The following is a 13,656-nucleotide window of genomic DNA, read 5'->3' as shown; positions in this document are numbered from 1 at the left end:
GGCCACGGCAGGTCGGCCGCGGGATGTTCACGTCGTGGACAGCAGGTCTCGTCGGCCGACCAGTTCCAGCGCCTCGCGCAGGTTGTGCTCGGCGATGCCCCGCATGAACTCCGGGTCGGGGAAGTCGCCGTCCAGCAGCCGCAGCGGGCCGGACACCAGGGACAGCCGCATGGCCAGGCGGTACAGACGCAGCCGGTCCTCGTCCAGGCCGGGGGCGCGCAGGACGTCGTAGGCGTCGTGGAAGCGCAGTTCCAGGAACACGTGCTCCCACTCCACGTCGAAGTACATCAGCCCTTCGATGTCGATCAGGGCGGGGGTGCCCTCGGCGTCCAACAGGACGTGGTCGGGGCCGAGTTCGCCGTGGATGAGGGTGTGGCGGGTGCGGGGGCGGACCGCGGCGGACAGTTCGCGCACGGCCGCGTGAAGGTCCTCGCGCGCGGCGGCGATCCTTTCGTCCCGTACGGCGGTCGCGGCGATGTCGCGCAGAGCGCCCTCGGTGACGCGCTGCTCGCAGGAAGGGGAGGACGGGGCACCGCCGTTGTCGACGAGGGCGACCTTGCCGAAGGCCGGCCCCTGGTGCGTGTGCAGGGTGGCGAGCTGGTCGGCGAGTCGTTCCAGGGCGACGCGGCCGGCGACCGGGTCCCGTTCCATCGCCTCCTCCAGGCTCCCTCCCCGGAGGTCCTCGACGATCGCCGCGTCCGCCGGGAGGTGGGTGCGCGTGGCGTCGGCGTACAGGAGGCGCGGCGTGCGGACACCGGCGGCGGTCAGGCGGTCGTGCGCCGCGGTGAGCAGGTCCAGGCCGCCGCTTCCGTGGAAGGGGTCGCGGGGGTCGACGGGGTCGACGGGCGGGGCGTCCCAGTAGTCCTCGTCCGGCGACCAGACGTAGGCGACGGCGGTCGTGTCGTCGTCGAAGGCCAACCGGTAGACACCCTTCTTGGAACCACCGCGCAGCCGGGTGACGCCGGCCAGGGCGCGGTGCGGGCCGGTCGCCGCCCGGGCGAGGGGGGCCAGGTCGTCGCGGGTGAGGTGCTTGCGGGTGGCGGGCACGGGGGTGGGCTCCTCGCTGGTCGGCGGTGCGTGCACGGATGAGGGTGCGCGCCGGCGCGGCGGCGCACGAACCTCCGATCCTCGCACCGCCGCCCGTCGGACCACAGCTGGTTTCCCACGTCGCATGCGGCCACCCCGGACGCATCCCGGTCGCGCCCGAGCATTCCTGCTCATACGCTCCGAAATGTGACGCCATCCTTGATACGGGGCCGCCCGCGGCGGAGCAGCTCGCACCTGTCGGTGCGGGTACTGCACGCGCTGGTGGGCGGGCTGGTCGGGGTGGTGTGGCTGGTGTTGCCCGCGATAACCGTCGGGGGTGCGGTCGCGGGCGGGGCGGACCGGCCCGTCGCCGGTGCGGCGGCGCAGGGGGAGAACGAGGGGACCTCGGACGTCGATCTGGTGATGCCGGCGCTGGCTGTCGTCGCGGCGACGGTGCTCGCGGGATACGGGTTCATCCGGCGCAGGCGGCGGGCACGGGGGCGTACGACACCTGGTGGGGCACCGGTGCAGGCCGCCGAGCCGCCGGCCGGGCAAGTCGACGAGCAGGCCCGGGCTCTGCTGGCCGAGGCGGACGACTGGGTGCGGGTCAGCGGGGAGGAGCTCGGCTTCGTCGAGGGGAGGTTCGAGTGGGCGGACCTCGCGCGCGTCGAGAAGGCCGAGGCGGTCGGCCACGGCGAAGTGGTCGAGCCGTTCACCCGGGCCCTGCGGGACGCCGCGGCCGAGTTGGCGGTCGCGTTCCGGATGCGGTGGCAGTACGAGGGCGGGGTGCCGCAGGAGGGCGCGGCCAGGCGGCACGCGCTCGCCGGGATCGTCGGGCGGTGCCAGGAGGCGGGTCGGCTGCTGGATGCCCGGGCCGCCGCGTTCGACCAGGTGCGGGGGTTGGAGCAGGGCCTGGGCGGGGGTCTGGGCCATGCCCTGGTCGTCGCGGAGGGCCGGTTCCGGGAGCTGGCGGGGCGGACCGGGGGTGCCGGCGCGGCTCTGAGCGAGCTGGGCGAGCGGTACGCCCCCTCCGCCACCGCCGCCGTCGCCGGCCATGTCGAGCAGGCCAAGGACCGGCTGGTGTTCGCCACCACACGCCTCAACCACGCCCGTCAGTCCGCCGACTCGGGCGACAACGAGCGGGCGGCGGGCCGGTTGCGGGCCGCCGAGGGGGCCATCGCCCAGGCCGCCGTCTTCATCGAGGGAGTAGAGAGGCTCTCCGGTGACCTCGCCACGGCCTCGGCGCTGGTGCCGGCCGCGCTGACCGGGGGCGAGGTGGAGATCGCCGGGGCACGGCAGTCGCTGACGGGGGTGGGAGACCCGTACCCGGACGTACCCCCCGGCGAGCTGCGCGCCCGCGTCACGCACGCCGACCTCACGCTGGCCGGTGTACGGGAGGAGCTGACCTCGGGGCGGCCGTACGACCCCCTCGACCTGTTGCGGCGGATCGTGCAGGCCGTCGGGCCCGTCGCCGCGGGGCGGGCCGGGGTGATCGCGGCCGCCGCGCTGCTCTGCGCACGCGGTGCGGTGCGGGGTGGGGACGACGTCGTCGCGACGCACCGGGCAGCGGTGGGGAGCGAGGCGCGCACCCGCCTGGCGGAGGCCCGGCGCCTGCTCGCTCGCCCGGCAGCCGCGCCGGGTCCGCACCTCGCCGACCTCCTCGCGGCCGACATGCTGGCCCGGCAGGCCCATGACCTGGCCGAACAGGACATCCGCGTCCACGGCCACCCCGTCGACGGCCCCACCGAGGACATCAGCGGCCTCGCCGGGGCCCTTCTCGGCGGCATCCTGTCGGGCGGGGGCCCGGACGGCGGCGCACCCGCCGCCTTCGGCGGACCGCGCACCCGGGGCCGACGCACCGGCGGCGCGCCGGGCGCGTGAGCGCGTTCAGGGGCGGGCCGGCACTCAGAACAGGCTCAGCAACGCCTCCGCCGGGTCCGCCAGCCCGTTCTCACCGTCCGGCAGCGGCAGTTCGAACCACACCGTCTTCCCGCGCGGCGTCCGCCGGGAGCCCCAGGCGGCGCTGAGCAGGCCGACCAGTTGCAGCCCGCGCCCGCCCTCGTCCGTGTCCCGGGCGCGGCGGCGGCGCGGCTGGACCAGGCCGGAGTCCCAGACCTCGCACACCAGCGTGCGGTCCAGCAGCAGCCTGAGTCTGATCTCGCCCTCGCCGTAGCGAAGGGCGTTCGTGACCAGTTCGCTGACCAGTAGCTCCGTGGTGTCGACCAGGGGCTCCAGGTCCCACGACAGGAGCTGGCCGCGGGCGTATTCGCGTGCGCGGCCCACACTGCGCGGCTCGCGCGGCAGGGTCCAGTCGCCGACCGACTCGGCGGGCAGCCCCTGGACACGTGCCATCAGCAGGGCGATGTCGTCCTCGCCGTGGTGGCTGTCGAGGGTGTTGAGGACGTGGTCGCAGACGTCCTCCAGCGGGCGGGTCGGGTCGGTGAGCGCGCCGACGAAGGCTTGCAGGCCCTCGTCCAGGGGGTGGTCGCGGGACTCGACCAGGCCGTCCGTGTAGAGGGCCAGCAGCGCGCCCTCCGGGAGTTCGACCTCCACCTCCTCGAACGGCTCCCCGCCCACGCCCAGCGGCATGCCCGGCGGCACGTCGAGCATCAGCGCGGCCTCGCCGGGTTCGACGAGGACCGGCGGCAGATGACCGGCGTTCGCGAAGGTGCAGCGGCGCGTGACGGAGTCGTAGACCGCGTACACACAGGTCGCGAGGTACACCTCGGACAGGTCCGCCTCGCGGGGCCGGCGGGCCGCGCGGGTGGCCTGCTGAACCCCGCCGGGGGCGCCGAGGCCGCGCGCGATCTCGTCCAGCGCCGAGAGGACCTCGGCCGGTTCGAGGTCCAGCAACGCCAGCGTTCGTACGGCCGAACGGAGTTCGCCCATGGCCACGGCCGCACGGAGCCCTCGGCCCATGACGTCCCCGACGACCAACGCCGTGCGGTGACCGGGGAGTTCTATGACGTCGAACCAGTCGCCGCCCACCTCGCTGGGCCGGTCGGCTGAGGAGTTGCCCGGCAGATAGCGGCAGGCGATGTCCAGGCCGGAGGCGACCGGGTCCCCCGGCGGCAGCAGGGACCGTTGCAGTATCAGCGCGCGCTCGTGCTCGCGCCGGTACAGGCGGGCGTTGTCGATGCACACCGCCGCCCGTGCCGCCAGCTCCACCGCGAGGTCGCGGTCCCGGTCGCCGAACGGCTCGCTGCCCTTCGTGCGGGCGAACTGCGCCAGTCCCACGACCGTGTCGTGGGCGACCATCGGCACGGCCAGCGTGGACTGCACGAGGCCGCCCTCCTCGCCGGGCACATGCTGCGGCCGGGCGGTGCGCAGGGCGTCCGCGCAGGGCGAGTTGAACGGGTAGTGGTGGACGGCGCCGACCGCGACGGGCGCGCCGCCGCCGACGAAGGGCGCGTCGGAGACGGCGCTGGAGAAGGCGACGCGGCGCAGTTCGGCGCTGCCGTCGGCGAGACCGGGCGGGGTCTCGTCGCCGGCCAGCAGCCCCTGGTAGAGGTCGACGGTGGCCAGGTCGCAGAAGCCGGGAACCACCACGTCGAGGAGTTCGCGGGCCGTGGTCTCCAGGTCGAGGGAGTTGCCTATGCGGGCACCGGCCTCGTTCAGCAGGGCGAGATTGCGCCGGGCTGCGGCCGCCTCACGGGCGGCGGCACGGCGGGCCGTGATGTCGATTCCGAGCCAGGCGATGCCGATGGGGCGGCCGCTGCCGCTGTGCACCCGGTAGAGGTTGACGGACCAGTGGCGGCGTTCGTCGGAGCCGGGCAGAAAGCCGGTGACGTGCATGTCCGTGATGGAGTTGCCGCTGTCCAGGACACGCTGCAGGGTCGCCGCGACGCGGTCGGCCTCGGGACGCGGCAGATAGTCGTGGACGCCCCGGCCGCGATGGTCGTCGGGGGTCCCGCCGAAGAGGGAGGCGAAGCGCTGGTTGACGCGGCGCACCCGCAGCTCGGGGTCGATCAGCAGGAAGCCGAACGGAGATTGACTGAATATCGCCTGCGAGGCGGCGAGGTCGGTCTCCATCCGCCGGAGCGTGCGGACGTCGACGACGATGCAGACGGCGGCCTTCTCCCCGTCCTCGGTCCGCGTCGGCATGACGTACACCTCGGCGAGGCCGTCCTGACCGCGTCGCCCGTCCGCGCCGTCCGGCGTCCGGAACGGGACGACTCCGGTCCACTCCCGTCCGTCCAGGATCTCGGCCATCTTGCGCTGGCCCTGCTCGCGCAGGTCCGGGTCGACGAACGCCTCGATGGGGTCCATGCCGACGGCACGCTCGGCCTGGATGCCGAAGATCTGCTCGGCGCGCAGGCTCCACTGGTCGACCAGGCCGTCGGGGCCGATCGAGAAGGACGCGACCTTGATGTAGTCGTAGATCGAGCCGGGCGGACTGCTCTGCCACATCGGATCGCCGGGCCGGGGCTCGTCGAGGGCGAAGCCGGCATCGCGCGGGGCCTGGGCGGGTGTGTCGTCCCGGGAGGCTTGCGAGGCCCGTGTGTCATGGGAGGCGCGTGTGGCGCGTGTGCCGTGGGAATCGCCGCGGGAGGCCCGTGTGTCGTCGGCCCGCTCTCCCGCGGCCTTCGCCCTCGCGCCGTCCGACGGGTCCTCGGACTCCGTGGCCTTCGCTGGTATCTCGCTCACGCGAACCGTCCCCTCCAGCTCACCGCGTCCGGCACCGGTCACCGGCGGCGGCTGCCCGCAGTATCCAGCACTACGGCCCCGCACAACACGGTGTTCACGATCACAGCACGTTCCCGATGGTTTTCGGTCCCGGACGTGGAAACACTTCCAGTCTTCTAACCAGCTGACACGCAGTCGAATCACGCGTTTCGACAACTGCCACTGGCCTGAACCAGTCGCTCGACAGGGTGGGGGCGGGCGTACACCGCCACGTTCACTCCGGCACGGCGAGTTCGAACCACACCGTCTTCCCCGTGTTCCGGCCCGGCCGGGTACCCCATCGGCGCGACGAGTGCGCCACGAGCTGGAGGCCGCGACCGCTCTCGTCCTCGGGGTGGGCGACGCGTTCGCGAGGGGGGTCCGGGAGGGGGTCGGAGACCTCCACCAGGAGGACACCGTCGAGGTCGGCGGGGCGGACCAGGCGCACCCCGATGGGGCCCGTGGCGTGCCGCAGGGAGTTGGTGACCAGCTCGCTGACGAGCAGCGCCGCGAGATCGGCGAGGCTGTCGAGCTCCCAGTCACGCAGCCGGCCACGCACAGCGGCGCGTGCCGCGCGCACCGCGCCCGCCTCCGCGGGAAAGGTCCACTCGGCGTAGCCGCCATCGGTGTCGATCACGCCGATCACTTCCCAGGCCAGCGGGCTCACCCATGTCCGGTTTCATAGGGTTAATGAGCACATACCCTATATTCAATGGGCAGTACCGCAGGAGGGTCCGGACAGATCCAGGGGGCGGCAGCTCTCCACCGGGGCGGCAGCCCTCCACGGAAGTGAGAACCCACAGGCCGTCATACCGACGGCTCAGAACCCGCGCCCCCGAGCCGCACCGCGACCTCCCGGACCGCCGGCACATCCTGGTCCAGCCAGTCCACGTCCCAGAGTTCCCCGGCCTCCAGCCAGCGCAGCGCGTCATGGTCCTGGAGGGGCTCGGGCTCCCCGGAACCGGCGAGGAGCCGGGCCGTCCACACGTGCAGGACGTAGGGGGACCTCAGGGGCCACACCCCGGGCACGCGCTCGATCACCTCGGCGTCCACGCCGAGTTCCTCCCGCAGCTCCCGCACGAGCGCCGCCTCGGGCACCTCGCCGGGTTCGACCTTGCCTCCGGGCAACTCCCAGCGCCCGGCCAGTTCCTCGGGCGCGCTGCGGCGCGCCGCGAGCAGGCGGTCCCCGTCCAACAGCGCGGCGCCGACCACGATCCGTTCCGTCATGCGCCGGAGCCTACGGGAGCACGCCGATCGTCAGCGGTCCGCGCTGTCGCCGTTCTGCGCGAGCCGCTCGACCCAGTACAGCTGCTTGTGTCCGCGACCGTCGAGGCTGTCCGCGATCTTCTGGGCCTCCGCCCGTGTCGCGTACCGGCCCACGCGGTAGCGGTTGCCGTTGTCGTCCTGCCGAATCACGAGCCAAGGAAGCGTGATCGTGCTGTCGTTCATCGCGCCCCACCGCCCCTTCCCGCCCACGACCGCCCGAGTCCCTCCCCCAGCCTTCGGCCGGGAGAACCTCCATCCCGCTTCGCTCGCGGCCTGTGCCGTGCCCCACCCGCCAAGGAAACCGCAATCCGCATATGCCCGAGCCTACGCCTAACCTTTACGCTGCGAATACGGCTTTTCACAAAGAGGTACGCAACCAGCCAAGTCGTAGGGGGCGCACGGCATCGAATGCGCCGTGCGCGGACGTCGACGTATCCGGTCACGGGCATACCGCGGACGCCGGGGACGACCTGCGAAAACGGCCAGATTCGAACGGCCGTCGAAGGGACGGGAGTTGATGCTCGGCCGGAGGTAACGGCCGTGAAGGTGTGCGCTACTTCACGAGCGAGTGCGCTACTTCACCGGGAGGTGGTACGCGACCCGGTAGCGGTCCGCCGGAATCACCACGTCCGCGGTCTCCACCGGACGCCCGGACGCGTAGTACGTGCGCTGGATGACCACGACCACATGACCGGGGACGCCGCCCAGTGTCAGCAGTTCCTCCGCGAGGCCGGGGCGCGCGCCCACTTCCTCCGTCACGTTGTCCACGACGACGTCGATGGCCGCCATGCGCTCGACGACACCCATGCCGCCGAGCGGGCCCTCCTCGGGCAGCATCACGGGCGTACGGCCGGTGACGGCGAGCGGCTCCCAGGAGGTGGAGAGCATCATCGCCTCGCCCGCGTCCCGGAACAGGTACCTCGTGCACATGACGCGGTCCCCGGGGCGGATGCCGAGCCGCTCGGCGACGGCACCGCACGCCTCGGCCTGCGCGCTGTTGGACTCCCAGGTGCCGCGCGTCTCGCCGTCGGCCTGCTCCTGGCGGAAGGGCGTGGCACCGGTCGGCGGGCGGAAGCCGGAGCGGGAGATCCGGCGGGGCACGGGCCGCTCACGGACGTACGTCCCGGAGCCGGACCGGCCCTCGACCAGGCCCTCGGCCATCAGCACCTTGCGGGCCTCCAGCGCGACGGTGTCCGAGACGCCGTACTCCTCGCGGATCCTGGCCTGGGACGGGAGGCGGGTGTGCGGTGGCAGCGAGCCGTCGACGATCTTCTTGCGGAGATCACCCGCGACGCGCAGGTACGCCGGCTGCTCACCGAAAGTCACTGGCCGCTCCCATCAGCTTGTACAGACAGCAACAGCGTGGCAACCGTGGGTTGTCCGGTGCAAGCAAAGGCCAGAGAATCACTCGATGTGATGACTTGTGCCCGCCGAGGGCTTTACGCAGGCACTTTCTCCCCGCTATAGCCGCGCTCACACATCCGCTCACGCATCGAGGACGCCCGCGATCCCGCTCCCGCCGCCGTCGGAGTCGTCCTCGTAGGGCTTCGGCACCGTGGTGTCCAGGCCCAGAGCCTTGCGCGCGGTCACCGTCGTCGGGCCGTCGACGTACTCGTACCCGCTTTCGTAGTGCGTGAAGTACGTGTCCACGTCCCTCGCCGCGGCCGCCTGCGACCACTGCCTGCGGGCGTCCTCCATCTCCTCGATCAGATCGGCGACCGGCTTCTTCGCCCCGGCCCGCCAGCTGTGTCCGCGCAGCGCCTCGATCTGCTCGCCGAGTGCGGTGTGCACGTCCTTGGCCCAGTCCTGGCTGGCGGCCAGGTCGTCGTCGGGGTGCTCCTCGGGCTCCTTGTACAGGGCCGCGTCGACGGCGTTGGTCGCGGCGAGGAAGGCGGCCTGGTCGGCGTCGAGCGTCGTCGGGTCGGTGCGCAGCGAGCCGGTCAGCTCGCCGTCCTCGGCCGTGCTGCCGAGCAGGCAGGTGATCTCGCGGTCGCCGAGCCGCCAGCTCTCCCGGGACGGGACGAGGTAGTAGACGTCCACGTCGTCCGGTACGGCCCAGGTGTCCATGGTGTAGCCGTCCTGGAGCGCGTAGCACTTCTGGCTCGCGGCCAGGTCGATCTCGTCGTCGCCCGGGAACGAGCCGCCCGGCAGGGTGACGACGCCGAACACCTCGCCGTCGTGCCCGTCGGCGCAGGACACCTCGTCGACGTCGTAGGCGTCCCCCTCCAGATCGCCGGTCGGGGTGTCGAAGCAGTCGCCCTTGGCGAGCGCGTAGGCGGTGCCGTCGCCCCGTGCGGCGCCCTTGAAGCCGTCCCAGAAGTCGGCGGCGGAGCCCGTGGACAGCCCCAGCACCCACAGCGCCAGCCCGACGGAGGACAGCACACAACCGGCGATCGCCATGCCCTTGCCGCGCTCGCCCCGCTTCCTGATCTGCGCCAGCGCGATCAGCCCCAGCACCAGCCCCACGGCCGGCACGAAGCAGAGGATGCCGAGGACGAGGGCACCGATGGCCACGCCGTTGACGGGCACGGGCCGGCCGTACGGACCGTAGGGGTCGTGCGCGTACGGGTACGGGTACGGCCCCTGCGCGTACGGCCCTTGGGGCTGCTCCGGGGACCCTTGCGGGTGGTGGGGTCCGGGAGGCGGAGGTATGGACACGAGTACCGTGCTCCTGGTTTCGGGCGGCGGCGCCGGGAGGGGGAACGGGCGTACGACTGGGCGAATCGTAAGCGGGCGACGAGGGGGGATGTCATGCGAGTCACGAACGCGACGATCCGGGCGGTCAACGGGCTGACCGCCCGGTGGGCCGCGGCGGTGCGGAACTCGGAGCCGGGCGGGGGCAACACGGTCTTCTCGGCGGCGGGTGTATGGCCGCTGCTCGCGTTCCTGGCGGACGGGGCGGGCGGCGCCGCGCGCGCCGAACTGGCGGACGCGGTGGGGCTGCCGGCGGACCGGGCGGCGGGCGCGGCACGGGAGTTGCTGGCCTCGATGGGCTCGATGCGGGGCCTGGACTCCGCGCTCGGGCTGTGGACCAGGCGGACGCTGGAGCTGCGGGAGCGGTGGGAGGCGGGGCTGCCCGCGGAGGCACACGGGGTGCTGACGGGGAACGCGGAGGCCGACAAGGGGGCACTGGACGCCTGGGCGGTGAAGCGGACGGGTGGACTGATCGAGGAGATGCCCGTCCTGCCGGACGAGGACACCGAGTTGGTGCTGGCGACCGCGCTGGCGTTGCGGACCCAGTGGCTGCGCCCCTTCCACGAGTGGCCCCGGACAGCGGAGGTCGGGCCGTGGCACGGGCGGGAACTGAAGGGTCTGCGGCGCGCGAGCACGTTGCTGGACCGCGTCGGCGTGGCGGACACACCGCGGGGACACGTCACCGAGCTGAAGGTGCTGAGCGACAACGCGATCGACGTCCACCTGCTGCTGGGCGAGGAGGCGACGACACCCGGGCAGGTGCTGGCCGCGGGAGTGGACATCCTGGCCCGCAGGCAGCCGGTCGTGCCGGGTCCCCGGCTTCCCTACGGCGACGTGGGTCCCGGTCTGCGCGTCGTCAGGGAGCGCGGCGCGACGCCCCAGCCGCCGACGCTGGAGGTCCGGACCGTGGCGTACGAGGTGCGGGCGGACCATGATCTCCTCGACCACCACGAGGTGTTCGGGCTCACGACCGCGCGCGGGGAACAGGCCCCCGGCCACTTCCCCGGGATCAGCGGCTTTCCGCTGCACATCGGCGCGGCCCGGCAGTTCGCCATGGCCAGGTTCGGAGCCACCGGCTTCGAGGCCGCCGCGGTGACGGCCTTCGGCGCGGCCGGGGCGGGCGTCCCGCAGCTGCGCTGGGTGACCACCCGCGTTCGGGCCACCTTCGACCGCCCCTTCGGGTTCCTCGCCCTGCACCGCCATACGCGGCTCGTCCTCGCGGCCGGCTGGGTCGCGGACCCGGAGCCGTTCCGCGAGGACGAGGAGGACTACTGACCTGGGGCTAGAACTGGAGCGCCCAGGCGTCGATCCGCCCGGTGTCGTAGTTCGCGTTGTCGCTCACCCGCAGCTTCCACGTGCCGTTGGCCGCCTCCGAGGAGGCGTTCACCGAGTACGTGGTGTTGATGTTGTCCGAACTGCCGCCCGTGCCGTACGACTTCAGCGTGTACGCCGTGCCGTCGGGGGCGATCAGCTGGACCTGGAGGTCACCGATGTACGTGTGCACGATGTGGACCTCGACGGCCAGGGCGGAGGGCGCGTTGCCCGGGACGCCGGAGACCGTCACCGGTGACTCGGCCGTGGAGTTGTCGCTGATCGCGACGTCACCGGTGTTCTCGAAGCGCGGTCCGGGCGGGGTGGTCGTCCCGCCGCCGACGTGGAGCAGCCGGTTGGGCGAGTCCGTGCCGGGGCTGGTGACGACGCCGGTCGTGGCGGCGGCCGTCAGGGCAGCGGCGACCTGGGCCGGGGTGGCCGAGGGGTGGTCGGCGAGATGCAGCGCGGCCGCGCCCGCCACGTGCGGGGAAGCCATCGACGTACCGGAGATGGTGTTGGTGGCCGAGTCACCGGAGTTCCAGGCCGAGGTGATCGACGAGCCGGGCGCGAAGAGGTCCAGGACCGAACCGTAGTTGGAGTAGCTCGCGCGGGCGTCGCCGCTCGTGGTCGCGCCGACCGTGATGGCCTCGGTGACGCGTGCGGGCGACTTGGTGGAGGCGTTGGTCGACTCGTTGCCGGCCGCGACGGCGAAGGTGATGCCGGAGGCGATGGCGTTGCGTACGGCCGTGTCGAGGGCGGTGTCGGCGCCGCCGCCCAGGGACATGTTGGCGACGGCCGGCTTGACCGCGTTCTGGGCGACCCAGTCGATGCCGGCGACGACCTGGGCGGTCGTACCGGAACCGGAGTTGTTCAGCACGCGCACGCCGACGACCTTGGCCTTCTTGGCGACACCGTGGGCGTTGCCCGCGACCGTGCCCGCGACGTGCGTGCCGTGGCCGTGGCCGTCCTGGGCGGTGTTGTCGTTGTCGATGGCGTCGTAGCCGTAGGAGGCGCGGCCGCCGAAGTCACTGTGGGTGATGCGGACGCCGGTGTCGATGACGTACGCGGTCACGCCCTGCCCGGCCGAGTCCGGGTAGGTGTAGGAGCTGTTCAGCGGCAGGTTCTTCTGGTCGATGCGGTCCAGGCCCCAGGAGGGCGGGTTGGCCTGGGTCGCGTCGATGCCGAACGTCCGGTTCTGGACGACGGAGGCGACCGCGGGGTCGGCGGCGAGCCGCTTCGCCTCGGTCTCGGAGGCCGCGATCGCGTAGCCGTTGAGGGCCTTGCGGTACGTCCGCTCGATGCCGGCGCCGTACTTCTCGACGAGGGTGCGCCCGGCCGTGGAGCCCGAACGGGCGTGGTCCGTTTTGAGGGTCACGATGTAGCTGTCGGCGACGGCGCCCGCCGCGCCGGCGTACTGGATACGGCCCTCGGGGGCGGCCGCGGCGGGGAGAGCGGAGACGAGGCTCGCGGTGAGGGCCGCGGTGGCCGCCACGCCGAGGGCGGCCAGTCTTCGCCGGGTGTCTCCGCGGGAGTTACGCATCACTGCCATCTGAGGGGTCCTCCTCGATTGGTGGTGCGCTGGTGGGGGGTGGTGCAGGCACACCAGGACCCGATCAGATAGGCATGATCATGACAATCTTCAGGACGGCTTTGCCGACTCCGCCCGTCCCGGATCCTGTGCGAGAGCTGTGCGCCCGCCGAAAGATTGAGGCCTGCACAGGAATTGCACAAGGGCCCTGCACGGACGTAACAGGGCCGCGGTGCGGCGGCGGGGAGAAGGGCGCCGGCCCGCCGTCAGTCGTCGAACCCCGTCGCCCGCGTGCTCTTCTCCCACGCCGCGACGTCCTCCCGGACCTGGTCCAGATGGCCGAGCACGGCCGTGACCCCGTCGTCGCCCAGGGGCAGCCGCAGCGGGGTCCGGTCGGCCTCCAGCGCGGCCAGGATCAGGGCCGCCGCCTTGGCCGGGTCGCCCGGCTGGGTGCCGTCGCCGCCCGAGACGAAACCGCGGGTGTCGCTCACCTTGGCGTACAGGCCGCTGTCCGCGCTGGTCCCCGCCCGGCCGGCCTCGAACAGCGCCGTGCGGAAGGACCCCGGCTCGACGATCAGCACCTTGATGCCGTACTCGGCGGCCTCGTCCGCGAGGCCCTCGGACAGGCCCTCCAGGGCGAACTTCGTTCCGCTGTACGCCGAGAAGCCCGCGAAGGACATCTGCCCGCCCATGCTGCTCATCTGCACGATCGCCCCGGAACGCCGCTCGCGCATGTGCGGCAGCACGGCCCGGGTGAGCGCGGCCGGCCCGAAGACATGCACCTCGAACAGCTCGCGCAGCTCCCGCTCCGTCGTCTCCTCGAAGGCGCCGACGTGGGTGCGGCCCGCGTTGTTGACCAGGACGTCGATCCGGCCGTGCCGCGCCACCACATCCCGTACGGCGGCCTCGGCGGCCCCCGTCTCCGTGACGTCCAGGCGCAGCGCCTCCACCTGGTCGGGGTGCGCGGCCACCAGGTCGTCCAGCCCCTCGGGCCGCCGTGCCGCACCGACCACCACATCGCCCTCGGCGAGCGCCGCCTGAGCGATCGCCCGCCCGAAACCGCTGGTCGCGCCGGTGATCAGCCACACCTTGTTCATGACAGCTCCTTGTGGTCGCATCGCTCACCACCCAGAGTGCGGCCGGTACCGGTTGCCCGTCCAAGACCC

Annotated in this window: 11 protein-coding genes; 2 read left to right on the top strand and 9 right to left on the bottom strand. The window is 72.8% G+C overall.

The window, feature by feature from the left end; translation table 11 throughout:
* Nucleotides 1-27 precede the first annotated feature (27 nt).
* Nucleotides 28-1,047, bottom strand: a complete 1,020-nt coding sequence (locus tag ACFU95_RS02495) for a phosphotransferase family protein (RefSeq protein ID WP_383820612.1) — start codon at nucleotides 1,045-1,047, stop codon at nucleotides 28-30.
* 186 nt (nucleotides 1,048-1,233) lie between these two features.
* Between ACFU95_RS02495 and ACFU95_RS02490 the strand changes: the two genes are divergently transcribed.
* Complete coding sequence (locus tag ACFU95_RS02490; protein WP_383820609.1) at nucleotides 1,234-2,907, top strand: hypothetical protein; 1,674 nt, start codon at nucleotides 1,234-1,236, stop codon at nucleotides 2,905-2,907.
* A 24-nt stretch (nucleotides 2,908-2,931) separates the two neighbouring features.
* Here ACFU95_RS02490 and ACFU95_RS02485 read toward each other — a convergent pair whose 3' ends face one another.
* The 6 genes from ACFU95_RS02485 to ACFU95_RS02460 form a co-directional block, all read right to left on the bottom strand.
* A complete protein-coding gene (locus tag ACFU95_RS02485) occupies nucleotides 2,932-5,673 on the bottom strand; it encodes a SpoIIE family protein phosphatase (protein WP_383820607.1) in 2,742 nt (913 codons plus the stop codon).
* 253 nt (nucleotides 5,674-5,926) lie between these two features.
* Nucleotides 5,927-6,358: an ATP-binding protein gene (locus tag ACFU95_RS02480; RefSeq protein WP_383820604.1), complete on the bottom strand. Its 432-nt coding sequence runs from the start codon at nucleotides 6,356-6,358 to the stop codon at nucleotides 5,927-5,929.
* 140 nt (nucleotides 6,359-6,498) lie between these two features.
* Nucleotides 6,499-6,918 carry a (deoxy)nucleoside triphosphate pyrophosphohydrolase gene (locus tag ACFU95_RS02475; protein ID WP_383820602.1) on the bottom strand — a complete coding sequence of 140 codons (420 nt, stop codon included), beginning with the start codon at nucleotides 6,916-6,918 and terminating at the stop codon, nucleotides 6,499-6,501.
* A gap of 30 nt (nucleotides 6,919-6,948) precedes the next feature.
* Nucleotides 6,949-7,140 (bottom strand): SPOR domain-containing protein, encoded by a 192-nt coding sequence (locus tag ACFU95_RS02470; protein ID WP_383820599.1) that lies wholly within the window; start codon nucleotides 7,138-7,140, stop codon nucleotides 6,949-6,951.
* Between the two features lie 390 nt (nucleotides 7,141-7,530).
* The gene (locus ACFU95_RS02465) at nucleotides 7,531-8,283 is read right to left on the bottom strand and encodes a GntR family transcriptional regulator (RefSeq protein ID WP_383820596.1); all 753 of its coding nucleotides are present in this window, start codon (nucleotides 8,281-8,283) and stop codon (nucleotides 7,531-7,533) included.
* A gap of 159 nt (nucleotides 8,284-8,442) precedes the next feature.
* The gene (locus tag ACFU95_RS02460; protein WP_383820593.1) at nucleotides 8,443-9,615 is read right to left on the bottom strand and encodes a DUF4190 domain-containing protein; all 1,173 of its coding nucleotides are present in this window, start codon (nucleotides 9,613-9,615) and stop codon (nucleotides 8,443-8,445) included.
* Between the two features lie 93 nt (nucleotides 9,616-9,708).
* Between ACFU95_RS02460 and ACFU95_RS02455 the strand changes: the two genes are divergently transcribed.
* Entirely contained in the window at nucleotides 9,709-10,926 is a 1,218-nt protein-coding gene (locus ACFU95_RS02455; RefSeq protein WP_383820591.1) for a serpin family protein, read from the top strand.
* Nucleotides 10,927-10,933: 7 nt separating this feature from the next.
* Here ACFU95_RS02455 and ACFU95_RS02450 read toward each other — a convergent pair whose 3' ends face one another.
* Nucleotides 10,934-12,511 carry a S8 family serine peptidase gene (locus ACFU95_RS02450; protein WP_383820588.1) on the bottom strand — a complete coding sequence of 526 codons (1,578 nt, stop codon included), beginning with the start codon at nucleotides 12,509-12,511 and terminating at the stop codon, nucleotides 10,934-10,936.
* Between the two features lie 245 nt (nucleotides 12,512-12,756).
* A complete protein-coding gene (locus ACFU95_RS02445) occupies nucleotides 12,757-13,587 on the bottom strand; it encodes an oxidoreductase (RefSeq protein WP_383820585.1) in 831 nt (276 codons plus the stop codon).
* Nucleotides 13,588-13,656: the final 69 nt, after the last annotated feature.

The organism is Streptomyces sp. NPDC057623 (assembly GCF_042800355.1).
Lineage (GTDB): Bacteria > Actinomycetota > Actinomycetes > Streptomycetales > Streptomycetaceae > Streptomyces.
The sequence above is the reverse complement of the archived record's forward strand: the minus strand, read 5'-3'. Positions and strand labels throughout refer to the sequence as shown.